20 protein-coding genes are annotated in these 25,257 nt (G+C 70.4%); 6 read left to right on the top strand and 14 right to left on the bottom strand.

Annotation, left to right across the window (positions count from 1 at the left end; all coding sequences use genetic code 11):
• On the top strand, positions 1-133 hold a 133-nt coding region (locus tag AC0Z36_RS13405; RefSeq protein WP_485463056.1), incomplete at its 5' end, for a pentapeptide repeat-containing protein.
• Positions 121-996 carry a dynamin family protein gene (locus tag AC0Z36_RS13400; RefSeq protein WP_485463045.1) on the top strand — a complete coding sequence of 292 codons (876 nt, stop codon included), beginning with the start codon at positions 121-123 and terminating at the stop codon, positions 994-996. The genes AC0Z36_RS13405 and AC0Z36_RS13400, both read left to right, overlap by 13 nt.
• Before the next feature lie 454 nt (positions 997-1,450).
• On the opposite strand, the gene hemW is transcribed toward AC0Z36_RS13400, so the two are convergent.
• Positions 1,451-2,671 carry a radical SAM family heme chaperone HemW gene (gene hemW / locus AC0Z36_RS13395; RefSeq protein WP_485463044.1) on the bottom strand — a complete coding sequence of 407 codons (1,221 nt, stop codon included), beginning with the start codon at positions 2,669-2,671 and terminating at the stop codon, positions 1,451-1,453.
• Between the two features lie 410 nt (positions 2,672-3,081).
• Between hemW and AC0Z36_RS13390 the strand changes: the two genes are divergently transcribed.
• Together AC0Z36_RS13390 and AC0Z36_RS13385 are read left to right on the top strand one after the other, a co-directional pair.
• Positions 3,082-4,086: an ABC transporter ATP-binding protein gene (locus AC0Z36_RS13390; protein WP_485463043.1), complete on the top strand. Its 1,005-nt coding sequence runs from the start codon at positions 3,082-3,084 to the stop codon at positions 4,084-4,086.
• 5 nt (positions 4,087-4,091) lie between these two features.
• Complete coding sequence (locus AC0Z36_RS13385; RefSeq protein ID WP_485463042.1) at positions 4,092-4,907, top strand: ABC transporter permease; 816 nt, start codon at positions 4,092-4,094, stop codon at positions 4,905-4,907.
• 105 nt (positions 4,908-5,012) lie between these two features.
• Here the strand turns inward: AC0Z36_RS13385 and lepA are convergent, their stop codons facing one another.
• Positions 5,013-6,860, bottom strand: coding sequence for a translation elongation factor 4 (gene lepA, locus AC0Z36_RS13380; RefSeq protein ID WP_485463055.1), 1,848 nt, complete (start codon positions 6,858-6,860; stop codon positions 5,013-5,015).
• Between the two features lie 398 nt (positions 6,861-7,258).
• Here lepA and rpsT point away from each other — a divergent pair, with 398 nt between their 5' ends.
• Complete coding sequence (gene rpsT, locus AC0Z36_RS13375) at positions 7,259-7,525, top strand: 30S ribosomal protein S20 (RefSeq protein ID WP_485463041.1); 267 nt, start codon at positions 7,259-7,261, stop codon at positions 7,523-7,525.
• Between the two features lie 271 nt (positions 7,526-7,796).
• Here the strand turns inward: rpsT and holA are convergent, their stop codons facing one another.
• The 7 genes from holA to AC0Z36_RS13340 form a co-directional block, all read right to left on the bottom strand.
• On the bottom strand, positions 7,797-8,780 hold the full coding sequence (holA, locus tag AC0Z36_RS13370) for a DNA polymerase III subunit delta (RefSeq protein ID WP_485463040.1): 984 nt from the start codon (positions 8,778-8,780) through the stop codon (positions 7,797-7,799).
• Positions 8,665-11,154, bottom strand: coding sequence for a ComEC/Rec2 family competence protein (locus AC0Z36_RS13365; protein WP_485463039.1), 2,490 nt, complete (start codon positions 11,152-11,154; stop codon positions 8,665-8,667). The genes holA and AC0Z36_RS13365 overlap by 116 nt, the downstream gene beginning before the upstream one ends.
• Positions 11,155-11,372: 218 nt before the next feature.
• A complete protein-coding gene (locus AC0Z36_RS13360; protein ID WP_485463038.1) occupies positions 11,373-12,266 on the bottom strand; it encodes a ComEA family DNA-binding protein in 894 nt (297 codons plus the stop codon).
• Between the two features lie 122 nt (positions 12,267-12,388).
• Positions 12,389-12,676, bottom strand: coding sequence for a YciI family protein (locus AC0Z36_RS13355; protein WP_485463037.1), 288 nt, complete (start codon positions 12,674-12,676; stop codon positions 12,389-12,391).
• A gap of 99 nt (positions 12,677-12,775) precedes the next feature.
• Complete coding sequence (locus AC0Z36_RS13350) at positions 12,776-13,621, bottom strand: DegV family protein (protein ID WP_485463036.1); 846 nt, start codon at positions 13,619-13,621, stop codon at positions 12,776-12,778.
• A 125-nt stretch (positions 13,622-13,746) separates the two neighbouring features.
• Entirely contained in the window at positions 13,747-14,445 is a 699-nt protein-coding gene (locus AC0Z36_RS13345) for a hypothetical protein (RefSeq protein ID WP_485463035.1), read from the bottom strand.
• Between the two features lie 303 nt (positions 14,446-14,748).
• On the bottom strand, positions 14,749-16,341 hold the full coding sequence (locus tag AC0Z36_RS13340; RefSeq protein WP_485463034.1) for an FGLLP motif-containing membrane protein: 1,593 nt from the start codon (positions 16,339-16,341) through the stop codon (positions 14,749-14,751).
• A 402-nt stretch (positions 16,342-16,743) separates the two neighbouring features.
• On the opposite strand from AC0Z36_RS13340, the gene AC0Z36_RS13335 reads away from it, so the two are divergent.
• Complete coding sequence (locus tag AC0Z36_RS13335) at positions 16,744-17,649, top strand: hypothetical protein (RefSeq protein ID WP_485463033.1); 906 nt, start codon at positions 16,744-16,746, stop codon at positions 17,647-17,649.
• A 244-nt stretch (positions 17,650-17,893) separates the two neighbouring features.
• Here the strand turns inward: AC0Z36_RS13335 and leuS are convergent, their stop codons facing one another.
• The 5 genes from leuS to AC0Z36_RS13310 all read right to left on the bottom strand — a co-directional run bounded on the left by leuS (position 17,894) and on the right by AC0Z36_RS13310 (position 25,237).
• Positions 17,894-20,797 (bottom strand): leucine--tRNA ligase, encoded by a 2,904-nt coding sequence (leuS, locus tag AC0Z36_RS13330; protein ID WP_485463032.1) that lies wholly within the window; start codon positions 20,795-20,797, stop codon positions 17,894-17,896.
• 381 nt (positions 20,798-21,178) lie between these two features.
• A complete protein-coding gene (locus AC0Z36_RS13325; RefSeq protein WP_485463031.1) occupies positions 21,179-21,802 on the bottom strand; it encodes a lysoplasmalogenase family protein in 624 nt (207 codons plus the stop codon).
• A 232-nt stretch (positions 21,803-22,034) separates the two neighbouring features.
• Entirely contained in the window at positions 22,035-22,766 is a 732-nt protein-coding gene (locus tag AC0Z36_RS13320) for a gamma-glutamyl-gamma-aminobutyrate hydrolase family protein (RefSeq protein WP_485463030.1), read from the bottom strand.
• A 183-nt stretch (positions 22,767-22,949) separates the two neighbouring features.
• A complete protein-coding gene (locus tag AC0Z36_RS13315; RefSeq protein ID WP_485463029.1) occupies positions 22,950-23,714 on the bottom strand; it encodes a 3-oxoacyl-ACP reductase in 765 nt (254 codons plus the stop codon).
• Between the two features lie 164 nt (positions 23,715-23,878).
• Entirely contained in the window at positions 23,879-25,237 is a 1,359-nt protein-coding gene (locus AC0Z36_RS13310; RefSeq protein WP_485463054.1) for an aldehyde dehydrogenase family protein, read from the bottom strand.
• Positions 25,238-25,257 lie beyond the last annotated feature (20 nt).

Raw genomic sequence — 25,257 nt, 5'->3', positions numbered from 1 at the left:
GGACGTTCGGAGAGCGGACGTTCGGAGAGCGGACGTTCGGAGAGCGGACGTTCGGAGAGCGGACGTTCGGAGAGCGGACGTTCGGAGAGCGGACGTTCGGAGAGCGGACGGATCGACTTGGTGGAGACGCTGACCGACGCGTCCGACCACCTCGACTTCGCGCTGCGACTGGTCCGGCGCACCGTCGTCGACCAGGACCGGCTCACCGAACTGACCCGCCGGATCCGCGCGGTCGAGGCCCGGCTGCGCGACAGGCGCTACCACCTGGCTGTGATCGGCGAGTTCTCCGCCGGGAAGACCACGTTCATCAACGCGCTGCTCGGTGAGGACCTGCTGCCGACCTCGGCGTTGCGCACCACCGGGGCCGCCACCCGGATCGCGCACGGGGCGGAGTTGTCCCTCACCGTCCGCTTCCGCGGCGACGGACTGCGGTACGTGTACCCGTCCGGGCAGCACCGCGGCGCGGGCAGTCCCCTCGGCCGCATGATCGGGCACATCGCCCCGGGCGTCGGAGTCCCGGACGACACCGCCGGCATCCTGCGGCTGCTGACCTCGCACGCAGCCTTGGCGCCGCGGGTGGACCTGCTAGAGGTCCGGCATCCCGCGCCGGCCCTGCGCGACGGCTTGGTGATCATCGATACCCCGGGGACGAACGCCGAGGACGGCCACACCGGCATCACCACCGCCGTGATGCATGACGAAGCCGATCTGGCGGCTGTGCTGACCCCGGCCACCGCAGCGGCTCCGGCGTCCCTGTCCGAGTTCCTGCTGCAGGCCTTGGACGGGCCGATGCTGGGCCGGTGCACCTTCCTGGTCACGAAGAATGGACCACATCGACGAGGAGGAGCGGGAGGACCTGCTCACGCACGTACGGAACCGGCTGACGCAGTCGCTGGGGCTGTCCGACCCCGTGGTCGAGCCGGTGGTTGCGGAGCCTGTGGTGCGCCGCGCCACGGGTCGGCCCTTCAGCGGCCCCGGGCAGGTCTACTGGGCTGACGAGTTCCCCCGTACGCTCCGTCGACTGCGTGATCTGATGCAGCGCCAGCGGGTCCTGGCCGCCTCCGACCACCTGCTGCGGCTTCTGGAGGAGCTGCTCGCCGAACTCGAACTGGACCTGGCCGTCGCCACCCGCACGCTGGACGCGGAGGAAGCCGTCCTGAGACAGGCCAGGACCTCCGGCCTGGACGGGTTCGCCGAGCGGCAGACCGCGCACGGGGCACGTCTGATCGAAGCCGCTGCCGCGCAGGTCCGGCAGTCGGTCGGCGGGATGCCGGCGCAGTGGGAGCAGTACGCCCAGCGTGCCGACGTGGCGTGCCGACGTGGCGTGCCGACGTGGCCCCGTGCCAGGCCGCACGGGGCCACGAGCCGTGCCCCAGTCCGCCGACGCAGGTGGGCGGCCCCGTGCACGCAAGCACGGAGCCACCCACCCGGGTGTCTCAGGGCACGAAGTTCAGTCCACCAAGTCCCGCACCACCGCGTCAGCCAGCAACCGCCCCCGGAGCGTCAGTACCGCGCGCCCCGCCGCGTAGGCAGCACCGTCGAGCAGCCCGTCGCCCAGCGCCAGCGCCGCCGATTTCCGCCCCGCCGCGTGCAGGATGTCCAGCGGCACACCGTCGCGCAACCGCAGTTCCAGCAGGATCCGCTCCACCCGCTGGTCTTCGACCGTCAGCAGTTCCCGTCCGTGGGCGGGTGACAGGCCTGCGCGCACCTTGCCCGCGTACGGGGCCGGGTGCTTCGTGTTCCACCAGCGCACACCGCCGACGTGACTGTGTGCCCCGGGCCCCGCGCCCCACCAGTCGGCGCCGGTCCAGTACAGCTCGTTGTGGTGGCACCGGGCAGCGTCCGAGGTGGCCCAGTTAGACACCTCGTACCAGGAGAACCCTGCGTCCGTGAGCGTCCGCTCGGTCATCAGGTAGCGGTCGGCGTGCACATCGTCGTCGATCGTCGGCACTTCGCCGCGGCGGATCCGGGCCGCGAGCTTCGTGCCGTCCTCGATGATCAGCGCGTACGCGGAGACGTGGTCGGGGCCGGCCTCGAGCACGGCGTCCAGCGACGCCTGCCAGTCCGCGTCCGACTCCCCGGGGGTGCCGTAGATCAAGTCGAGGTTGACGTGCTCGAAGCCCGCCCCGTACGCGTGGCGCACCGCCTGCTCCGGGCGGCCGGGAGTGTGCTGCCGGTCGAGCAACTGCAGTACGTGCTTCCGGGCGCTCTGCATGCCCAGGGAGACCCGGTTGAAGCCTCCGGCGCGCAGCACCTCGAAGTAGGCCCCATCCACCGTCTCCGGGTTGGCCTCGGTGGTGACCTCGGCCCCGGGCGCGAGGCCGAACTCCGTACGCACAGCGGCCAGGATCCGCACCAGGTCCCCGGCTGGCAGCAAGGTGGGCGTGCCGCCGCCGAAGAACACCGTCTCGACCTGCCGCGGATCGTCGCCGAGGACGTGCCGGGCGAGCCTGATCTCGGCGATCACGTCGTCCACGTACGAGGCTTGGGAGGCGCCGCCGCCCAGTTCCGAGGCCGTGTACGTGTTGAAGTCGCAGTAGCCGCAGCGCGAGGCGCAGTACGGGATGTGGATGTAGAACGCGAGCGGCCGGCCCGGGGCCCCGGTGAGGGCGGAGGCGGGCAGGGAGCCGTCGGCGGGCGCGGGTTCGCCGTCGGGCAGTACGGAGGGCATGTGTTCTATTGTCCGGGCTCCGGCGACCGGATCCGTCCCCTCCCGGGGCCGGGGCCGCGGCGAACCCCCGCCGGGCCCCGTGCATCCCGCCCCGTGCCTGCCTGGTTCGCGCAGGACCACCGGGTCCCGCCCGGGCCGGTGTATCCGGCCTCGTGTCCGGCGGATCGAGCACAGGACCACCGGGCCCGCCCGGCCCTGTGCCTGTCGGTCCGCCCGAGTCCACCACTCGGTACCGACCCGTCCGCGCCCGCCGGTCCACCCAAGTCCGGCCGCCCCGTGCGTCCTGGCCCGGGGCCCCACCGTCTCCGCAGAACCAGCGAGCCCCGTGTTCCCCTCCCGCCCCCGGATGCGCAACCGTCCCATTCAGGCGATCATGAAAATCGCCCAGGGAGCAAAGGCGGCATTTAACCATGATCGTTGCAGAAGGCCTCACCAAGAGGTACGGCACGAAGACCGCAGTCGACAACATCGACTTCGAGGTAAAACCAGGACGTGTGACCGGCTTCCTCGGCCCCAACGGCGCCGGGAAGTCCACCACGATGCGGATGATCCTCGGCCTGGACCGGCCGAGCGCCGGCCGGGTGGCCGTGGACGGCAGGTCGTACCGCCGGCTGGCCGCGCCGATGCTCCAGGTCGGGGCGCTCATCGACGCGAAGGCCCTGCACGGGGGCCGGACCGCCCGTGACCACCTGGTCGTTCTCGCCAAGTCCAACGGCATCCCGCTCAAGAGGGTGGACCAGGTCCTCGAAATCGTCGGCCTGACCTCTGTCGCCAAGAAGCGGTCCGGGGGCTTCTCCCTGGGCATGGGGCAGCGCCTCGGCATTGCCGGGGCACTGCTCGGCGACCCGAAGGTGCTGCTGTTCGACGAGCCGGTCAACGGGCTGGACCCCGAGGGCATCCTGTGGATCCGCAACCTGATGAAGCGTCTGGCTTCAGAGGGCCGTACGGTCTTCGTCTCCTCGCACCTGATGAGCGAGATGGCGGTGACCGCCGACCATCTGCTGGTCATCGGCCGGGGCCGGATCCTCGCCGATACCAGCGTGCCGGACTTCATCGCCCAGAACTCCGTCAGCCATGTCCGGGTGCGTTCACCGCAGATCGAGCAGCTGGTCTATCTGGCGGGCGTGGAGGGCTGGTCGGTGAGCCGGGACGACGCCGGCACGCTGTTGATCAATAACGTGACCACCGACCAGGTCGGCGACCTCGCCGGGCACAACGGGATGTTCCTGCACGAACTGGCCAAGGTCGAAGCCTCGCTCGAAGAGGCGTTCATGCGGTTGACCGCCGACAGCGTGGAGTACCACTCCGGGGACGAAGGTTCCCTGACCGGCCCGGATCCGGCTGCGGGCAAAGCCGCGGCCCCGCCCCAGGCGGCCCCGGACTGGGGCCCGCCCAACGCCGACCGGATCGGGTGATGACCGTGACCACTGCTTCCCCCGCCGTGCCTCTGCACGGCCCCCGGCTGACCTTCGGCCGCATCCTGGACTCGGAATGGGCCAAGATCCGGACCGTACGTTCCACGATCTGGACGCTTCTCGCCCTGTTCCTGGTCAGCGTGCTGTTCACCTGGCTCATCGCTTCCCTGTCCGCGTCGAACATCGCCGACGATGTGGCCAAGGGTGAGAAGAACGGCGCGAACCAGCTGCTCAACGTCGGCATGAGCCTGGGGCAGGTCGCGGCCCTGGTGCTCGGCGTGATGTCGATCACGGCCGAGTACTCCACCGGCATGATCCGCACGAGCCTGACCGCCGTGCCCCGGCGCAGCGCGATGCTGGTCGCCAAGGCCCTGGTCCTGGCGGGTGTCCTGTTCGTCGTCGGGGTGGTCACGGCCTTCGCGTCGTACGGCCTGGCCAACCTCATGTTCAGCGCGAAGGACATCGGTGTGGGGCTCGGTGAGCCGGGTGTGCTGCGTTCGCTGATCGGTACGGGGATTTATCTGGCGCTGCTCGGTGTGTTCGGGATGGCTCTGGGTGTGCTGTTGCGGCATACGGCCGGGGCGATCACGGTCGGTGTCGCGTTGATCTTCGTGATCGGTTCGCTGATCGGACTGATCCCGGGTGCGGCCGGGAGGTGGTTGGCCAAGCTGATGCCCGCCAACGCCGGTTCGCAGATCACCACGCCGGACGGGTTCGATTCGAACATGTTCGGCCCGTGGACCGGTCTTGGGGTGTTCGTGGCCGAGATCGCCGTGTTGTTCATCCTGGGGTTGTTCTTCCTGGAGCGACGCGATGCCTGACGTCCGGTGGACGGACGCCTGACGTCCGGTGGACATCTGAGAGCGTTTTCATACGCGTACGGGCCGCACCCGGCAGGGTGCGGCCCGTACGTGTCAACGATTGTCCTACTTCTTCTCGCCGGCCGAGTCGTCCGTCGAAAGCGCGGCGATGAAGGCCTCCTGGGGGACCTCCACGCGGCCGACGTACTTCATCCGCTTCTTCTTTCCGGCCTTCTGCTTCTCGAGCAGCTTGCGCTTACGGCTGATGTCGCCGCCGTAGCACTTGGCGAGCACGTCCTTGCGGATCGCGCGGATGTTCTCGCGGGCGATGATGCGGGAACCCACGGCGGCCTGGATCGGGATCTCGAACTGCTGCCGGGGGATCAGCTCGCGCAGTTTCTGGGCCATGCTGACGCCGTAGTTGTACGCCTTGTCCTTGTGCACGATGGCGCTGAACGCGTCCACCGTCTCCCCCACCAGCAGGATGTCCACCTTGACCAGATCGGCCTGCTGCTCGCCGATGGGCTCGTAGTCCAGCGAGGCGTAGCCGCGGGTCTTGGACTTCAGCTGGTCGAAGAAGTCGAAGACGATCTCCGCGAGCGGGAGTGTGTAGCGGAGCTCGACGCGGTCCTCGGAGAGGTAATCCATGCCGAGCAGCTCGCCGCGGCGCTGCTGGCACAGTTCCATGATGGAGCCGATGTAGTCGCTCGGGGCCAGCACCGTGGCGCGGACGACCGGCTCGTGCACCTCAGTGACCTTGCCCGTCGGGAACTCGCTCGGGTTGGTGACGGTGTGCTCGGTGCCGTCTTCCATGACGACGCGGTACACCACGCTCGGCGCGGTGGAGATGAGTTCGAGGTCGAACTCGCGCTCCAGGCGCTCCCGGATGATCTCCATGTGCAGGAGGCCGAGGAAGCCGCAGCGGAAGCCGAAGCCCAGGGCCACGGAGGTCTCCGGCTCCCACACCAGGGCTGCGTCGTTGAGCTGGAGCTTCTCCAGCGCGTCGCGCAGTTCCGGGTAGTCCGAGCCGTCCAGGGGATACAGGCCCGAGAACACCATCGGCTTCGGGTCCTTGTAGCCGCCCAGCGGCTCGGTCGCACCCTTGTGCAGGGACGTGATCGTGTCACCGACCCGGGACTGCCGGACGTCCTTCACGCCGGTGATGATGTAGCCCACCTCACCGACGGCCAGGCCGTCGGCGGCCTTGGGTTCCGGCGAGATGACGCCGATCTCCAGGAGTTCGTGGGTGACGCCGGTGGACATCATCTGGATGCGTTCGCGCTTGTTGAGCTGGCCGTCGATGACACGGACGTACGTGACGACTCCGCGGTACGCGTCGTACACCGAGTCGAAGATCATCGCGCGGGCCGGGGCGTCCTTGACGCCGACCGGCGGCGGAAGCTGACGGACGCACTCGTTCAGCAGTTCGGCGACGCCCTCGCCGGTCTTGCCGGAGACCCTGAGCACGTCGTCCGGTTCGCAGCCGACCAGGCGGGCGAGCTCCGCGGCGAACTTCTCCGGCTGCGCGGCCGGCAGGTCGATCTTGTTGAGCACCGGGATGATGCGGAGGTCGTTCTCCATCGCCAGGTACAGGTTGGCGAGGGTCTGCGCCTCGATGCCCTGCGCGGCGTCGACCAGCAGGACGGCGCCTTCACAGGCCGCCAGTGAACGCGAGACCTCGTAGGTGAAGTCGACGTGGCCGGGCGTGTCGATCATGTTGAGGATGTGCACGGGGCCGTCGTCGACGCCCCACGGCAGTCGTACGGCCTGCGACTTGATGGTGATCCCGCGCTCGCGCTCGATGTCCATCCGGTCGAGGTACTGCGCGCGCATCTGCCGGGGGTCGACGACGCCCGTGATCTGCAGCATCCGGTCGGCAAGCGTGGACTTGCCGTGGTCGATGTGCGCGATGATGCAGAAGTTGCGGATCAGCGCCGGGTCGGTACGACTGGGCTCCGGCACGTTCACGGGCATCGAGGGCACTCGCGGGTCCATCCAGGTTCTCGCTCAGGCGGACAGCAGGCGGACAGCAGTCAGTCTCAGTTGTCCATCATCATCAACGGGGTTCGCCCACCATCGTCCCATGACAGCGGCGTACGCGACGCTCCCGCCCGTCCCTATGACGCCCGGCACCGCCGGGAGGCCACTGATGGCGCCGCCCCGCCGTGGCCCCGGGCCTGCGGGCACGGGGCCGGAAGCGACTGCCCGGGGGGCGCCGCCCCGGCCCCGCCGGTTTGAGGCACGCCCCGTGCGCTGCTAACCTTGGCGACTGCGTGTGGCTATCCGTGTCTCTGCCGCGCTAGGTCATCTTCCCGAAGGGCCCTCTATCCCCGCCGGGTTCCGACATTCAGACTCAAAACGAGGGCTCTTTCGTGGCAAACATCAAGTCCCAGATCAAGCGGATCAAGACGAACGAGAAGGCTCGTCAGCGCAACAAGGCTGTCAAGTCCGAGCTGAAGACGTTCGTCCGCAAGACCCGCGAAGCGATCGCTGCCGGCGACGCCGACAAGGCAGCCGAGTTCGGCCGTGAGGCCGACCGCCGTCTTGACAAGGCCGTCAGCAAGGGCGTTATCCACAAGAACCAGGCCGCCAACAAGAAGTCGGCGCTGGCGAAGCAGATCGTTGCCCTCAAGGGCTGAACGATCCGCTACTGAGGCTCCCTGAGCCTGCAGAAGCCTTCGAAGGGCCCCGCTTCCGCACGGAAGCGGGGCCCTTCGTGTTTCCTGTTCCTTCTTGATACTTCCGGAACAGCCCGGCCGTCCCGGTACGGGTACCGCTGCTCGAACTGCTGCGGCTCGAACCGCTGCGGCTCGAACTGCTCAGCCTCGGACTACTCCGGCCCAGATCCTGTGGCCCGGATCCTCCAGCCCAGATCCTGCGGCTCAGATCGTCCAGCCCAGATCCTGCGGCTCAGCTGCTCCGGACCTGGGACACCGTGACGACCACTTTCTCCAGGGCGTACGCCGGGTCAGTGCCGCCGCCCTTGACCGCCGCGTCCGCCTCCGCGACGGCGGTCAGGGCCAGCACGATGCCGTCGCCGGTCCAGCCGCGCAGCTGCTGGCGGACCCGGTCGATCTTCCAGGGCGGCATGCCGAGGTCGCGGGCGAGGTCTGCGGGCCGGGCCCCGCGCGGGGCCGCGCCGACCCGGGCGATCCCCCGGACCCCCTGCGCCAGCGCGCTGGTGATCATCACCGGGGCCACACCGACGGACAGCGCCCAGCGCAACTGCTCAAGCGCCTGGGCCGTACGCCCTTCCATCGCCAGGTCGGCGACGGCGAAACTGGTGGTCTCGGCCCGCCCCGTGTAGTAGCGGGCGACGACGTCCTCGCCGATCACCCCTTCGGTGTCGGCGGCCAACTGGCGTGCGGCGGAAGCCAGTTCACGCAGGTCGCTGCCGACCGCCTCGACCAGCGCGCGGGTGGCGTCCTCGGTGGCGGAGCGCCCGGCGACGCGGAACTCGTTCCGTACGAACACGACCCGTTCCGCGGCCTTGCCCACCTTCGCCGCGGGGACTTCGCGGACCCCCGCCTTGCGGACGGCGTCCAGGAGGTTCTTGCCCTTCGGCCCACCCACGTGGGTGAGCACGAGCACGACCTCGTCGACCGGGTCGGCGATGTACTTCTTGACCTCTTCGGCCAGGTCCTTGCCCAGGTCCTGGGCGGCCCGGAGGACGATCACCTTGCGTTCGCCGAACAGCGACGGGCTGACCAACTCGGTGAGCATGCCGGGCAGCAGTGTTCCGGGCGCGATGTCCCGGATGTCCGCGTCGGGGTCGAGTTCACGCACCGCCCTGGTCACCGTCTGCACGGCGCGGTCGGCGAGTAGTTCCTCCGGCCCCACGACGAGCGTCAGCGGGGCGAGGGGACTGTCCTGTGCAGCTGCTTTCCTGGCCATCGGGCCCAGCATCGCACGCGGTGGGGACAGCCTTCGAATCCTTCGTGGTGACCGCTCCGAGTGCCCCGGCCGAGCCGGTGACCGCCACCGTTCCTTCGGTGTCCGTTCGGAGGACCCGGGCACCCGTGGCCGCGAGCAGCGCCCGCGCCGACGGGGCCGGATGTCCGTACGGGTTTCCCACCCCGACGCTGACCACCGCGAGCCGGGGCCGCAGCCCGAGCAGCAACTGTGGATCCTGCTGGGCCGAGCCGTGGTGCGGGACTTTGAGGACGTCCACAGTGGTTCCGTTCAATGTCGTACGGAGGTCCCGTTGCGCCTCGGGCTCGATGTCCCCGGTGAAGAGCATCCGCACGCCGCGCGTCTCCACGAGCAGCACCACGCTGGCGTTGTTGGGCGGTGAGCCCTCCGCCCCGCGCAGGCCCTGCGGGTCCCGCGGCCCGAGTACCTGCCAGGTCAGCGGGCCGAGGTGCCGCCGCTCCCCGTACGCGGCGGTGAGCATCGGCGTCCCGGCCCCGTGCGCCCAGTGGGCGACCCGGCGGACCTCCCCCTGCGGTTCCGTCAGCGGGGAGGTCTCGATGCCGCCCACGGAGCGGCCCCGGAGGGCCCCGGGCAGGCCTTCCACGTGATCGGCGTGGAAGTGGGTCAGGACGATCAGCGGGAGGACCCGTACGTCGGCCTCGCGCAGACAGCGGTCGGCGGCCTTCGGGTCGGGCCCGGTGTCGACCATCAGCGCGGCCCCGTGCCCGGCGTTGAGCAGCAGGGCGTCGCCCTGTCCCACATCGCAGGCGATCAGCAGCCAGTCCGGCGGGGGCCAGCCGGTGAGGGGCCGGACGACTGCCGGCGGACGGATGAGCACAACCGCCAGGAGGACGGCCAGCAGCCCGAGGACGACCGGTCGTCTCAGCACCGCCCGGGTGGCCGGGAGTGCCGCAAGTGTCACACCGGTCAGCAGGAGGCCGCCGAGGACTCCGCCGGGCCAGCCGACGGTGGCCCCGGGCAGGGCCGCCCCGTGCCCGGCCACAGTGGTGATCCAGCGGATCGGCCAGGCGGCGGTCCAGGCGGTCAGCTGGGCCCCGTGCAGCCACAACGGGGCCACGAGCAGGGTGAGGAAGCCGAGCACGGTCGCCGGGGCGACGGCGACCTCGGCGAGGAGGTTGCACGGGACTGCCACCAGGCTGACCCGCCCGGCGAACATCACCACGATCGGGGCGCACACCGCCTGCGCCGCGGCCGGGACCGCCACGACCACGGCGAGGGGCTTCGGCCAACCGTGCCGGACCAGGGTGGCGGTCCAGCGCGGGGCCAGGAGCAGCAGGGCCCCGGTGGCCAGGACGGACAGTGCGAAACCGTACGCGCGGGCGAGGGCCGGGTCGAGAAGCAGGAGCACGAGGGCGGAGGCGGCGAGTGCCGGTACGGCTTGCCTTACCCGGCCCGTGAACAGGGCGAGGAGCAGCACCAGGCCCATGACCGCGGCGCGCAGCACGCTCGGCTCGGGGCGGGCCAGGACGACGAAGCCCAGTACGGCGACGGTCCCGGCGGCGGGCAGCGCGCGCCCGCGGATCCGGGCGCCGCGCAGGGCAGCGAGGACCACTCCCAGCAGGATTGTGATGTTGGTGCCGCTGACCGCCGTCAGGTGGGTGAGCTCGGTCGTCCGGAAGTCGTCGAGGAGTTCCGGCGGGATGCGGCTGGTGTCGCCGACCACCAGCCCCGGGAGGAGGCCGCGTGGGGCGGCGGGGAGATCGTCGGTGGCGGCCCGCAGGCGGTCCCGCAGATACCCTGCGCTCTTCTGGTACCAGACGGGCCCTGAGACCACCTGGGGCCCGGTACGGACCATCAGCAGCGGGTCGCCGTCCCGGCCGGCCGCCAGCCGCCCGTCGGTCCGCACTGTGGTGGACGGCAGGAGCCGCAGCCACTGCGCTGCCCCGCGCCCGGTGGCGAGGACCGTGACGGGGGTCCGCACCCGGGTGCTTTTGCCCGCTGCGGTGACCCTGCCGATCTCCGCCTGGAACACGACAGGGGCGTCCTTGAGGTCCGTGCCGCGCACTTTGGACGCCTTGGCCCGGGGGTCCGTCCGTACGGTCAACTGAATTTGGGCCGACGCCCCGGACCGGGCCAGCTCGGGCACGGGCCCTGTCTGGTCGGCGGCCCCGTGCAGGGCCCCGGTGCCGGCGCCCGCCGCGATGCACAGCAGGGCCACGGCAAAAAGCGTCCGGTCTTTTGTACGGTGCCGCAGCAGCGCGAATGCCGTCAGCACGGTGGCGAAGGAAAAACCGAGCAGCACCGTCGGAGGCACGATCCCGGCGCACCAGGCACCGGCCCACGCTCCGGCGAGGCCCGGGACCAGCCGCAGGTCGGGTCCCGTGCCGCCGCGCACGGGGCCCGCCTGACCCGTCTGTCGCCCTGCCAGCCGCCCGGTCGGATGCTGCACCGTCGACCGCTGCTCCGCCGCCCCTTGGCCCTCCGGCCCTTGGCCCTCCGGCCCTTGGCCCTCCGGCCCTTGCCCCGCCGGCCCTTGCCCCGCCGGCCCTTGGCCCGCCGGCCGCTGTCCCGTCGGCCGCCCACCGCGTCGCCCCGGCTGCGGCTGACCGGCCGTCATACCCGTACCTGGCCACGCAGATCGGCGAACTTGCGTTCGCCGATACCCCGGACCTCCCGGAGCTGGTCCACCGACGCGAACCGCCCGTGCTGCTGCCGCCATTGGAGGATCTGCCGGGCCAGCACCGGCCCGACGCCGGGGAGTTGCTCCAGTTGGTCGGCGGTGGCCGTGTTGAGGTCGATCACTCCGGCGGGCCCACTGCCCGCCGCGTGCGCTCCGCCCGGGGCGGCTGGGGCTGCTCCGGGCACCGCCGGAGCGGCCCCGGGCACCCCGACGGCGACCTGTTCGCCGTCCGCCAGGACCCGGGCCAGGTTGACGCCGCTGAGGTCGGTCCCCGGCAGCGCGCCACCGGCGGCGTGCACGGCGTCGTCGACCCGGGACCCGGCGGTGAGTGTCACCACGCCGGGGTGGGCGACGCGTCCTGCGACGTGGACCGTCACGGTGCCCGCCGGGGAGGCTGGCGGGGCACCGGCCGCAGGCCCGGGGCCGGGTGGCGGGGCGAGCACAGGCCCGGACGAAATCGCAGGCCCGGGGCCGGTTCCGGGTACGGGGAGCACGGACGAAACGGGCGGCACCGACGCCGACGAAGTCACTGGCGGCAGCGCCACCGGATGGGGCCGCCCACGCCACCAGAAGGAGAACGCGATCGCCCCGGCGAGAACCACCAGCACCGCGACGGCGGCGACCGTCCGTCGTTCGACGGCGATCCTGGCCGCCCGCAGGGACGGCGGCATCCGGTCCGAGACGGCCCCGGCCAGGCGTGCTGCGATGCTGGCCGGGGCCGTGGCACAGGGCGGGCCTGCGGCACGGGGCGGCACCGCGACGGGCGGGTCCGCTCCGGGGCGACGGGGTGGGGTCGGTTCTGTGGGCGTGTGCGGCGAAGGAAACATGACGCCGACGCTAGGAACGGATCAGGCGTTTTCCAGCCGGAAATCCCCGCCGCCGGAAATCTGTGGACAACTCCGCCCCCTCCACGGAGCCTGTGGAAAAACGGCCCACCCCACTCGTCCGGTCATGCTTCGGAGAGCAATGCTTCCAGTCCCGGGGCAGTGCGGCTGGGCGCGAACTCGACCACCGTGTAGTCGGCCACCGCGTTGAACGGGTCCTCAGCCAGGATTCCGTCGAGCCGGGTACGGTCGACCCCGCCGGCCAGGATCACCCCTCCGGTACGCGGCACCCGCCGCCCGGAGGCCAGCAGGACTCCGGCTTCGTAGTGGCGGTCCAGCCAGGCCAGATGCTCCGGCAGGAGCCTTTCGATCTCGTCGATGGGCTTCGTGTACTTCAGCGTGATCACGAACATGCCCGCACGCTAGCCGGACCGCCGGCCCCAGGGCCCCAGACCGCCGAAACCCATGCGCAGCACGGGAGGCTTTCGCACCGGCTCCAGCCTTCCGCCGGTTCAGCGCGGGGCGATCACAACACCGAGCAGCCCCGGCCCGGCGTGCGCGCCGATGACCGCGCCCACCTCGCTCACATGCAGGGTGCCGAGCTTGGGCAGCCGTTCACGCAGCTTCCCGGCCAGGGCTTCGGCCCGCTCAGCACTGGCCAGGTGGTGAACGGCGATGTCCACTTCGCCGGTGCCCGCGTGCTCGACGGCGAGTTCCTCAAGTCGGCTGATCGCCCGGGACGCGGTACGCACTTTCTCCAGCGGCCCGATGCGGCCGTCGATCACGTGCAACAGCGGCTTGACGGCCAGCGCGGTGCCCATCAGGGCCGCTGCGGCGCCGATGCGTCCGCCGCGCCGCAGGTACTCCAGCGTGTCCACGTAGAAGAGCGTCGAGGTGGCGGCGGCCCGCTTCTCCGCGGCGACTGCCGCCTCTTCGAATGAAGCTCCGTCGGCGACCGCGGCGACCGCGGCGAGGACGGAGAACCCGATGCCCATCGCGATGGTTCTGGTGTCCACCACCCGGACCGGCACCAGGGATTCGGCGGCGGCCAGGAGTGCGGCCTCGTACGTCCCGGACAGTTCCCCGCTCAGGTGTACCGACACGATGCCCGCTGCCCCGGCCTCCGCGAGCCGGCGGTAGACCGCGGCGAACGTCTCCGGCGCGGGGCGGGAGGTGGTGACCTGTCGGCGCTGCCGGAGCGCGTCGGCCACCTGCGCGGGGCTCGCCTCGATGCCTTCGTCCAGAGGTCTGCCGCGGAGGACGACTTTCAGCGGCACCACCTCGATGCCGTGCTCCGCCACGGCGCCTTCAGGCAGGTACGCCGTGGAATCGGTGACGATCGCGACCTCGTTCGGCATGACGCTGAACCTACCTGTCGTCGCGTCGGGTTCTGAGCCTCGTGGGGCAGTCACGCCCCATCGGGGCTTGTCTTTAACCCACTGTTTTCACTGGTGATGCGCTGAAGGCGCGACAATCAGGCCTGTTATGCGGAATTCCGCTCGGGGCGCACCGAGATCCGCCCCTTCGCGTCCCCCTCGGCCAGGCCGACCGGGCGGCCGGTGCCCGCCGGTCCACCCGGACCACCGGGTTCCCGCAGCGCCTGCGCCTCGTCGTCGATCTGGCGGCCCAACAGGTCGAGGTCGTCCCCGGCCAGGCGGCTTTCGCGGTCCTGCACAGCCCAGCGCAGCGAACCGGCGGCGTGGTCGATGCGCTCGGCCCGCTCCCGCAGTCCGGGAAGCTCCCGCTCGACGCGGGCCTGGTCCGGCTCCCGTTCGGCCATCCGCAGGTCGGTCTCCAGGGCGTGGGCGAAGCCCTCAAGCTGGCCGAACAGGGCCAGCGCCTCGGCGAGTTGGGTGTCCTTGGCGTATCCGGAGTCCAGGACGCGGCGGGTGTGCTCCAGCGACCGGCGCAGCGAGGCCCGCAGTCTGGCCGCCTCCCCGGCGGCCCCGGGGCGCGCGTAGCCACGTGCTTTGAGGGTGACGTCCTCGACCAGTCCGCGGACCTTGGGGGCATGGCGGTCGATGCGCCGCCTGACCGCGCGGCGCAGCGTCACGAGGGCGGCGACGATCACGCCGAGGACTACCGCGAAGGCGGCGGCGCCCGCGCCCAGGAGCACGGCCACGGTCTGCGCCCCGTCGGCAAGCGGTTGGGCGCCGTCGGCGAGCGTTGCGGCGTAGGACACGCTGCGTCTCCTTTAGCGACCTATGACGTATGGACGGGTGGGGTTGTCGCCGTACGCGGCTACCCGCGCACGGTGCGGACAGTCCCGCTCCGGACCACAGTATCGCCGCATGTCGGGGAGCGGGACGGGCCTGGAGGGTTTCCCCGGGGCCCCGTGCGCGCTGGCACGGGGCCGAAACGCTGCGGAAACACCCGTACCGGATGCCCGCGCACGAATGTGCGAAGCCGTTGCCAGGACGGCAGGTGTGCCTGTGGCGTGGGACACCACGTGTGCCTGTTGCCGGGACACCAGGTGTGCCCACCGTCAGGACGCTACGTGCGCCCGCCGTCCGTACCACTGGAAGAAGGCCCACAGGAGCACCGTGAGCAGTCCGAACGATGCGAAGGCGACCACTGAGCGCAGCAGCACCGCGTGGGCCTTGTCCTGTTCCACTTCGGTCCGGTACTGGGTCAGCAGGACGTACGAGAACAGTCCGGCGGCCGGGATGTAGAGCATCGCCCACGCCGTCCTGCTCCACCGGAGGAGTCGGCGGCCGTCGAGGAAGTTCAGCGGCAGGAGTCCGATGACGACCGCCTCCACGCCCAGGACGAAGATCGCGGTCAGCGCTTCGCGGGCGATGGTCAGGCCCGCTGTCTCCGCTGCGCGGGGCGGGTCGAGGTAGGCCAGCGCGCACCATGCCCCGACTGCGACGAGCAGTGTCGAGAGGGCCCCGTACAGCGCCGCGCGGCCTTCCTGCCCGCGGGTCAGTGGCCGCGGGCGCACCGCCGCGTAGCCGATCACCAGTCCGAACACGTAGCCGGGTGTGAAGTCCGCGGCCCGGGACAGCAGCGCGGTGACGAAAGCCAGGACCAGTGCGGCCGGCACGACCCGCATGCGGGCGGGTATCCCGCTGCGGCGTCGGACGTGGAGTTCCGCCGGGAGCGCCCCCGCGAGGAAGACGACGGGAAGCGCGACCATCATGCCGACGGCCAGCGCGACCGTGCGGCCGTTCCAGCCGGCGCCCGGGGTGACGAGGGCCAGGAGCGGGGCGGCCAGGATGGCGAAGAGGACCAGGCGGGCACCGGTGTCCAGCGTCCACAGGACGCGTTGCGCGGGGCTGGGCGGAGCCGCCGCGTGAACCCCGGCTGCCGGCGCGTAGGCCGCCATGGGTGGCGCTCCGCCGGGCGCCGTCTCAGACGACCCGGCAGGTGCCCCGTCGGGCGCCCGGCGCCTGCGGCGGAGCCAGCGGGCCAGGACGGCGCGGTTCTCCTCCAGCGTCTTGTCGAGGAGTAGGGCCGGGAAGGCCACAAAAGCGACCAGGGACACCGTCGCCGCCGTGGCCTGCGCGGCGCGCTCCGGGGTGAACATCAGGTCGAGCGGGTCGGGTACGGATTCACTGAAGGACGAGGCCGCCAGGGCCTGGTCGTCGACCCGGGCGGGCGGCGGCGGTGCGGCGGCCGGGGCCGGGTAGAGCCGCTCCGCTGCGATCGGTAGGACGGTGAGCGTCGCTGAGATGCGTACCGGCTCGTCGGACGTCTCCCCGGCTCCCACGCAGGAGAGTGCGAGCCGGTACCGGCCAGGGACCGCGTCCAGGGGGACCGTGAACGCCGACCGGTAGACCGATCGGTCGGCGGACCGTACAGCGTGGAGCTGAGGCGTCCCCAGGCTCAGGGCGCGCACGTCCTGGGCGCCTTCCTGCCGCCAGTCGAGCCGCACCATCGACCCTTGCGGGTAGGCGGGGATGCCGGACGTGCACGGGCCGACCGAACCTGAGGCTGTCACCAGCGTTCCGGGGCCTGCCTCCGCCGGGGAAAGTGTGATCGTGGCCGCCCCGGCCGCCTGCGCCCGGGGCCCGGTGACGAGCACCGCCATGGTCGTCAGGCAGGCCAGGCCGATCACTCCGAGCAGGACGAACACCCCCCTGTGCCCGCGCCACCCGGCGCGCCGTACACGCCCGCCTTCGCTCGGGACCGCCGGCGGACAGCACTCGGCGGCCCGACCGGCCACCCGCGCTCTACCTGCTGTTCTTCCGTACCGGATCACGGTTGTTCCTCCCACCCCGCGTCGCCGGGACACCGTACAGCTCTGTGCGGTAAGGAATTTGACGTTCTGTCATAAGTTGGTGCGCTCCGTAGGCGAACTCCCACGGCAGAGCCACACCTCTACCATCTCCGCATGACCATTCGGGGACTGAGCGGAACAACTGCCTTAACAGTGCTGGCACTTGCCTGCATCGGGACAGCGGCAGGCGGAGACGCCCGAGCGGCGGACACAACTCAACCCACACCACGCGGCGCGACTGTCCCGGGTCGTGCTCCCGTGGCCCCGTCGGCGCTGCGGAGCACGGAAGTCCCGATCGCCGGAAACACGGTCAGGCTGGCGAACGGACGCGGCAGCTTCGAGATCTTCCGCACCCCGCACGAGGGCCTCCTCGGGCAGGACACCCGCTTGTTCTCACCGGTCGCGCTGCAGGCTCCGGCTACGTTCCAGAACGTGGATCTGGACGGCGACGGCGATCTGGACGCCGCCGGCCTGCTCACCGGCACGATGGACTCGGACAACGCCCCGGAGGCCCGACGGCTGGTGAGCCTGACGGTGTGGCGCAACGACGGCGGCAGACCGGTGGCCGTCGGCTCGGTCACCCCGGCCTGGTCCGACTTCGAGGACGATGTGTCGCTCCGGGACCTCTCGGTCACGGTCGAACGCGGCACCGTGGTTTTCTCCTACACGTCGAGTGCCCAGCTCCGCTCCGAACGGGACGGGCCGCGGGTCGGGAAGTACGTCCACCGGTTGCAGATCCACGACGGCCGGCTTGTGGAGGTGGTCCCGCCCGCCGCCGCGCTGCCGGACAAGGTCCCGGCGGGGAGGTTCACGGGTACCTGGCAGTCGCACTGGAGCGGCGTCCAGATCAGTGCCGACGGCACGTTCGAAGTGAACTCCCGGGGGAACTTCGGGTGCGGTCCGACGAGGACGCAGATGTGCACCTCGAAGGTCACCGGCAGAGTGACCCGGGTGGACGGCGTCCGGGCCGAAGGCTTCATCACCGCGCGGGAGGACAACGGTGGGCAGGCCATCACTGACCAGGGCCGGGCGAAAGTGCCCCGCAAGATCACCTTCTCCTACGGGGCGGAGAACGACACGGTGTCGCTGCACGACCCGGCCGACGAACCGGAGGGTTTCAGGTACTGCGGCCAAAAGTCCCCCGGCGGCTATTGCGGAGCCTGATTCCGTACGAAATCGCCGCACACCGCAGGCCCCGCGCCGTTCCGCACGGGGCCCACGAGCAGGCTGTTCACGTTCCCAACGCGAACGAGCCCCGCTCAACGTGAAAGGGCCCCGCTCAATGTGAAAGGGCCCCGCTCAATGTGAAAGGGCCCGGCGGTTCGGAAACCACCGGGCCCCGTCAAGCGACACGGTCAAACGACACAGCCGTAAGTCACAGCCATATGCCACAGCTAACGCGCCACGGTCACGCGGGAACGATGTTCACCAGCTTCGGTGCCCGGACGATGACCGTACGGATACCAGCCCCGCCCAGCGCCGCGACGACGGCTTCGTCGGCCAGGGCCAGTTCGCGCAGTTCGTCTTCGCCGATGGTCGGCGGGACCTCCAGGCGGGCCTTGACCTTGCCCTTGATCTGGACGACGCACGTGATCGACTCGGCGATCAGGTAGACCGGGTCGGCGACCGGGAACTCCTCGAACGCCAGCGAGCCTTCGTGGCCCAGCTTCGCCCACAGCTCCTCGGCGATGTGCGGGGCCAGCGGGGCGACCATCAGCACCAGTTGCTCCGCGATCACCCGCGGCACGGAGCCACGCTTGACCAGGAAGTTGTTGAACTCGGTGGCCTTGGCGATGGCGGTGTTGAAGCGCAGCGCGTCCAGGTCACGGCGCATGCCGTCGACGGCCTTGCTCAGGGCGCGCAGTGTGGCCTCGTCCGGGGCTTCGTCAGTGACGACGACCTCGCCGGTCGTCTCGTCCACGACGTTGCGCCACAGGCGGGCCAGGAAACGGTACGAGCCGACGACCGCGCGGGTGTCCCACGGGCGGGACATCTCCAGCGGGCCCATGGACATCTCGTACAGGCGCAGTGTGTCCGCGCCGTACTCCTCGGCCATCTGGTCGGGCGTCACCGAGTTCTTCAGCGACTTGCCCATCTTGCCGTACTCACGCTTGACGGGTTCGCCGTTGTGCGTGAACTTGCCGTCCCGCTCGACGACTTCGTCGGCGGGCACGTAGAAACCGCGGTCGTCGGTGTACGCGTAGGCCTGGATGTAGCCCTGGTTGAACAGTTTCTTGAAGGGCTCGTACGACGAGATGTGGCCCAGGTCGAACAGGATCTTGTGCCAGAAGCGGGCGTACAGCAGGTGCAGCACCGCGTGCTCGACGCCGCCGACGTACAGGTCGACGCCGCCGGGCGCACCCTCGGCCTCCGGGCCCATCCAGTAGCGCTCATTCTCGGGGTCGACCAGTTTGTCCTTGTTGGTCGGGTCCAGGTAGCGCAGTTCGTACCAGCACGAACCGGCCCAGTTGGGCATCGTGTTGGTCTCGCGGCGGTACTTCTTGACGCCGTCGCCCAGGTCCAGTTCGACGTTGACCCAGTCGGGGTTGCGGGACAGCGGGGTTTCGGGGTCCATGTCCGCGGCGTCGGCGTCGAACGTGCGGGGGCGGAAGTCGTCGACCTCGGGCAGTTCGACGGGCAGCATCGAGTCGGGCAGCGCGTGGGCGACGCCGTCCTCGTCGTACACGATCGGGAAGGGCTCGCCCCAGTAGCGCTGGCGGCTGAACAGCCATTCGCGCAGCTTGAAGTTGATCGTGGCCTCGCCGACGCCTGCGGCCTCCAGGTGGGCGGCCATGGCCTTCTTTGCCGCCGGGACGGTCAGCCCGTCCAGGGAGAACTCCGTACCCGAAGAATTGATGATCTTCGCGTCGTAGGAGTCGAACGCGTCGTCCCACGTGGCGGTGTCGGTACTGCGTCCGTCCTGCGGTTCCACGACGCACAGCATCGGGATGTCGAAGACGCGCGCGAACTCGAAGTCGCGGTGGTCGTGCGCGGGCACCGCCATGATGGCGCCGGTGCCGTAGCCCATCAACACGTAGTCGGCGATGAAGACGGGGACCGGGGCCTCGCCGGCCGGGTTGACCGCGTAGGCACCGGTGAAGACGCCGGTCTTCTCCTTGCCTTCGGACTGCCGTTCCATGTCGGACTTGGTGGAGGCGAACTTGCGGTACGCCGCGACGGCCTCGGCGGGGGTGGCGTGGCCACCGGTCCACTTCTCCGGAGTGCCCGCGGGCCACTGGGCCGGGACGATGGCGTCGACCAGTGCGTGCTCGGGGGCCAGGACGGTGTACGTGGCGCCGAACAGCGTGTCGGGGCGGGTCGTGAAGACAGTGATCGTCTCGGTGCCGGTGCCGGCCGGGACGGCGAAGTCGACCTTCGCGCCCTCGGAGCGGCCGATCCAGTTGCGCTGCATCAGCTTGACCGGCTCGGGCCAGTCCAGCTTGTCCAGGTCGTTCAGCAGGCGGTCCGCGTACACGGTGATCCGCATCTTCCACTGCTTCAGGTTGCGCTTGTAGACCGGGAAGTTGCCGCGCTCGGAGCGGCCGTCGGAGGTGACCTCCTCGTTGGCCAGCACGGTGCCCAGCCCGGGGCACCAGTTGACCGGGGACTCGTCCGCGTACGCCAGCCGGAAGCCGTCCAACACCCCCGCCTGTCCGGCCTTCGACAGCTCAGCCCAGCCCGTGCCGCCCGGCACGGGGCGCTCGCCGCGTTCGAACTGACCGGTCAGGACCTCGATCGGGCGGGCCTTGCCGGCCGCCTCGTCGTACCAGGAGTTGTAGATCTGAACGAAGATCCACTGGGTCCAGCGGTAGAAGTCAGTGTCGGTGGTGGCCACCGAACGCCGGTTGTCGTGCCCCAGTCCCAGGCGGCGCAGCTGACGTCGCATGTTGGCGATGTTCGCCTCGGTGGTGACACGCGGGTGCTGGCCGGTCTGCACGGCGTACTGCTCGGCGGGCAGGCCGAACGCGTCGTAGCCCAGCGTGTGCAGCACGTTGTAGCCGGTCATGCGCTTGAACCGGCTGAACACGTCGGTGGCGATGAAGCCCAGCGGGTGACCGACGTGCAGGCCTGTGCCCGAGGGGTACGGGAACATGTCCATCACGAACATCTTCTCGCGCTCGACGAGCTTCTTCCCCGCGGCGGGGCCGCTGTGGTTCACAGTGCCCAGCGGTCCGACCGGGTTGGGGGCCTCGAAGGTGCCCTCCTTCTCCCAGCGGTCCTGCCAGCGCGCCTCGATGTCGCCGGCCAGCGCGGCCGTGTAGCGGTGGGGCTCGGCGGCCGGTTCTGTGGTGGCCTGCGTCGTCTCGGTCATCGTCCTCAGGGCTCCTGGGTGCATGCGGCAGCGGCTCGTACGTACGAAGCCGGGAAGTGTTTGCGGAAAACAAGAAACCCCTCACACAGGAGGGGTCGCCACGCCGAGCCGGGTCGTGTGTCGTGACCCGGTCTTCTCAGCGCGGCCCGGTAAGCAGCAGTACGGCACGCATAGGAGCCAGGCTACCGCAGGGGGTGGGCTGGTCCCCTGCGGATTCCCCCGGCCGCGTGGGGAGGCCCCGTCGGCGGGACTTCGCCGACTGTTCCACCAACTGGTTTCTTCGACTGTGCCAGTGGCCATGTCCAGCGGCTGCGCCAGCAGCTACGTCAGTGGCTACGTCAGCGGCTACGTCAGCGGCTGCGCCAGGAAAGAAATCAGCAGCTACGTCAGGGTGAGCACGAAGAGGATCAACGCGATCCGGTACGCGACGGCCACGCACGTCTGCGCGTACGGCGTGGGGCGGACGAAGCGGTTCCAGCCGACGAGGGTGTCCGCAGCGTAGAACAGGAACGCCCCCGCCACGGCGGACGGCCGCCCCGTGGCGGACGCGGCGGCGACCATGAGCGACAGGACTGCGATGTACGCGACGACCGGCAAGGTCAGTACGGGTTCCGCCTCACGGGTGCCCATGACCAGTGGCACGCCGTAGCGCAGCGTCGCCCCGAGCACCACGGTGATGCCCGCGACGGCCCACAGCCAGGCCCAGCCCGACTGCTGGAAGCCGACGATGAACGCGGCATGGGCGAGCAGCGCGGCGCCCATGGCCCAGCGGAAGCGGTCTTCGGCGAGCAGGTCGCGGACCAGGGACAGGGCCAGTGCCAGCAGGAACAACGCGCTCCTGGCCCCATTGTGAGGAGCGGCCGAGAGCGCGAGGCCCATCAGGCTCACGGTGACGACAACCCCGGCCCAACGCGCGGGGCGCGGTCGTGCCGTGTACACGGCCACCCATGCCATGACTGCGGAAACGACCGCGAGGGCCAGCAGGCACCACTCGACGGAGGTCATGAACGGCGAGATTACTTGGCGGTACCGGCGCTTCCGACCGGTTGTCGGGGCTGTCACGCAACCGTGATGCCGGTCGCGGTGAATCGTGATGTCCGGGTCCGCCGGAGCGTTGCGCACGGGGCTTCCGCGAGTTGCCGACGAATCGTGTGCGGCCGCAGGTGGGTGGCCCCGTGCCGCACCGCACGGGGCCACCCACCTGCGCTTCTCCGCAGCGTTGTCCGGGTCAGTCCCGTCAGCGGCGGCGGTCGCGTCCTGTCACCGCTGCTACAAGCCCGGTGAACAGCGCAAGGTCCCCCTCCGCGCCGTCCGCCTCCGGGTGCCACTGCACCGCCACGGCGAAGGCCCGGCCGGCGATTTCGACCGCCTCCACAGTCCCGTCCAGCGCATAAGCCGAGACGGTCAGCCCCTCCCCCAGAGCGTCGATCGCCTGATGATGCTGGGTCGCGATGTCGAATTCCGTACGGCCGTACAGCTGCGCGAGGCGGGTGCCCGGCACCACCTCGACCCGGTGCCGGGTGAAGGCACCCGGGGCGGGCGAGTGCACGGTGTCGCCGCCGAGCCGGTCCGGGAGGTGCTGGACAAGGGTGCCGCCGAGGTGGACGTTCAGCAGTTGGAGCCCGCGACAAATGCCCAGGAACGGCAGACCGTCTTTGAGCGCCGTCTCGATGAGCGCGAGTTCGGCGTCGTCCCGGCCACTGTTGGCGGGCCCCGTGCGGGGGTGCCGCGCGGCCCCGTACCTGCGGGGATCGACGTCTTCGCCGCCGATGACCACCAGGCCGTCGAGCATCCCGGCGACGGCTTCGATCCCGGCGGTCGGCGGCAGCACTACGGGGAGTCCGCCGGCTGCCACGACGGAGTCCAGGTAGGTCTGCGGAACGAGTGTGGCGGGGCGGTCCCACGCGCCCCAGCGGGTCTGTTCCTGGTAGGCGCTCAGGCCGATCACCGGACGTGTCGCCGGTCGCATCAGCGGTCCTTCCGTCAGGCCGCTTCCGCGGTCCGGGTCCGTACGGGAGTTCACGTCCGTACGGGAATCTGTGTCCGTACGGACGCCCGCGCCCGACGGAACTCCTCCGCTCCAACAAATCACCTGGTCGTCGGCCCCGTGCCATCCCGCACGGAGCCGACGGCCAGGTACTTCACACCCCGCCTACATCGGTGTCACGTACGCGCCGCTGATCCCGCCGTCCACCAGGAACTCCGCCGCGGTGATGAACGAAGCGTCGTCGGATGCCAGGAAGGCCACCGCCGCGGCGATCTCCTCAGCCTCGGCGAACCGCCCCGTGGGGATGTGCACGAGGCGCCGCGCGGCCCGCTCCGGGTCGCTCGCGAACAGTTCCCGCAGCAACGGGGTGTTCACCGGCCCGGGGCACAGCGCGTTGACCCGGATGCCTTCCCGGGCGAACTGCACGCCCAGTTCCCGGGACATCGCCAGGACGCCGCCCTTGGAGGCGGTGTACGAGATCTGCGAGGTCGCCGCGCCCATCTTCGCCACGAAGGACGCCGTGTTCACGATGGAGCCCTTGCCCTGCCGCTGCATATACGGGATCACGTACTTGCAGCACAGGTAGACGCTCGTCAGGTTGACCTCTTGGACGCGCTTCCACGCCGCGAGTCCCGTGGTCAGGATCGAGTCGTCGTCCGGCGGGGAGATACCGGCGTTGTTGAACGCCACATCGACACTGCCGTACGTGTCGAACGCGGTCTTGTACATGGCTTCGACGTCGGCCTCACTGGTGACGTCGGCCTTCACGAACAACCCGCCGACGGCCTCGGCCGCCGCTTTGCCCGCCGCCTCGTCGATGTCGACGCACACGACGTCGGCACCTTCGGACGCCAGCCGCTTGGCGGTGGCCAGGCCGATTCCGCTGCCCGCGCCGGTGATGACGGCCGTACGGCCTTCGAAACGCTGCACTGCGCTACTCCTCAGGACTCGGTCATTCAAGACTCAGTGGTTCAAGACTCGGAGGTTCGGACCTAAACGGTTCAGGACCTAAACGGTTCAGGACCTAAACGGTTCAGGACCTAAACGGTTCAGGACCTAAACGGTTCAGGGCTTAGTGGTCCCGGGTTGGTGGTTCAGGGTTCGGTGGAAAGGAAAACGTTTTTGACTTCGGTGAAAGCGTGGAGCGCGTCGGGGCCCAGTTCACGCCCGAGCCCGGACTGCTTGAAGCCGCCGAACGGGGTCGAATAGCGCACCGACGAGTGGGAGTTGACCGACAGGTTCCCGGCCTCGACACCCCGCGAGACCCGCAGCGCGCGCCCCAGGTCACGGGTCCAGACCGAACCGGACAGGCCGTACGGGGTGTCATTTGCGATCCGTACGGCGTCCGCCTCGTCGTCGAACGGGATCACCACGGCGACGGGGCCGAAGACCTCGTCGGTGACGGCCGGGTCGTCGGCGGGGAGGTCGTGCAACACCGTTGCGGGGAACCAGAACCCGGGGCCGCGCGGGGCCTCGCCGCGGAACGCCACGTAGCGGTCGTCGGGAACGTACGAGGTGACCCGGTCGCGCTGCGCGGCGGAGATCAGCGGGCCCATGTCGGTGGCCCCGTCCAGCGGGTCTCCGGCCCGCACGGCGCGGACCGCCGGTTCCAGGAGTTCCATGAACCGGTCGTAGACCGGTCGCTGCACGAGGATGCGGGTACGTGCGCAGCAGTCCTGGCCGGTGTTGTCGCAGAACGACCCGGGCGCGGCCGCGGCGGCCTTGTCCAGGTCCGCGTCGGCGAAGACGATGTTGGCGCTCTTGCCGCCGAGTTCGAGGGTCACCCGCTTCACCTGGTCGGCCGCGCGGGCCATGATCTCCTTGCCGACCTTGGTCGAACCGGTGAAGACGATCTTCCGTACGTCGCGATGGTCGACTAGGGCCCGCCCGGCCACCGCCCCACGGCCCGGCAGGACCTGAAAGACGCCTTCGGGCAAACCGGCCTCCAACGCCAGTTCGGCGACGCGCAGGGCGGTCAGCGGGGTGTACTCGGCGGGTTTGGCGATCACCGTGTTGCCGGCGGCCAGCGCCGGGGCCAGGCCCCAGCCGAGGATCGGCATGGGGAAGTTCCACGGCACGATCAGCCCGACAACGCCCAGGGGTTCGTGGAAGGTGACGTCCAGGCCGCCCGCGACGGGGATCTGGCGTCCGCTGAGCCGTTCCGGGGCGCCGGCGTAGTAGTCCAGGACGTCGCGCAGGTTCCCGGCCTCCCAGCGGGCGTTGCCGATCGGGTGCCCGGCCTCGGCGACGGCCAGGCCGGCGAGGTCCTCGGTGTTCGCGTCGACCACCGCGGCGAAGCGGCGCAGCAGCCGGGCCCGGTCCGCGGGGCTGACGTCCCGCCAGGTGCCGTAGGCGGCCACTGCCCGCCGTACCGCGGTGTCGGTTTCCGCGGCCCCGGCCAGCGGAATCGTCGCGACGGTCTTCTCGGTCGCCGGGTTGATCACTTCGTACATCTCAGTCACGGATGCAGACT

This window comes from Kitasatospora sp. UYEF31 (assembly GCF_057291755.1).
This window is presented reverse-complemented; position numbering and strand designations above follow the sequence as displayed.

What these genes read in the sequence shown, in the direction of transcription:
- AC0Z36_RS13350 (WP_485463036.1), bottom strand. Translation starts at nt 13,621, where the DNA reads ATGCCGAACGAGGTCGCGATCGTCACCGATTCCACGGCGTACCTGCCT.
- AC0Z36_RS13325 (WP_485463031.1), bottom strand. Translation starts at nt 21,802, where the DNA reads ATGACCTCCGTCGAGTGGTGCCTGCTGGCCCTCGCGGTCGTTTCCGCA.
- leuS (WP_485463032.1), bottom strand. Translation starts at nt 20,797, where the DNA reads ATGACCGAGACGACGCAGGCCACCACAGAACCGGCCGCCGAGCCCCAC.
- AC0Z36_RS13360 (WP_485463038.1), bottom strand. Translation starts at nt 12,266, where the DNA reads ATGTTTCCTTCGCCGCACACGCCCACAGAACCGACCCCACCCCGTCGC.
- holA (WP_485463040.1), bottom strand. Translation starts at nt 8,780, where the DNA reads ATGGCCAGGAAAGCAGCTGCACAGGACAGTCCCCTCGCCCCGCTGACG.
- AC0Z36_RS13355 (WP_485463037.1), bottom strand. Translation starts at nt 12,676, where the DNA reads ATGTTCGTGATCACGCTGAAGTACACGAAGCCCATCGACGAGATCGAA.
- AC0Z36_RS13310 (WP_485463054.1), bottom strand. Translation starts at nt 25,237, where the DNA reads ATGTACGAAGTGATCAACCCGGCGACCGAGAAGACCGTCGCGACGATT.
- AC0Z36_RS13390 (WP_485463043.1), top strand. Translation starts at nt 3,082, where the DNA reads ATGATCGTTGCAGAAGGCCTCACCAAGAGGTACGGCACGAAGACCGCA.
- AC0Z36_RS13320 (WP_485463030.1), bottom strand. Translation starts at nt 22,766, where the DNA reads ATGCGACCGGCGACACGTCCGGTGATCGGCCTGAGCGCCTACCAGGAA.
- lepA (WP_485463055.1), bottom strand. Translation starts at nt 6,860, where the DNA reads ATGCCCGTGAACGTGCCGGAGCCCAGTCGTACCGACCCGGCGCTGATC.
- hemW (WP_485463044.1), bottom strand. Translation starts at nt 2,671, where the DNA reads ATGCCCTCCGTACTGCCCGACGGCGAACCCGCGCCCGCCGACGGCTCC.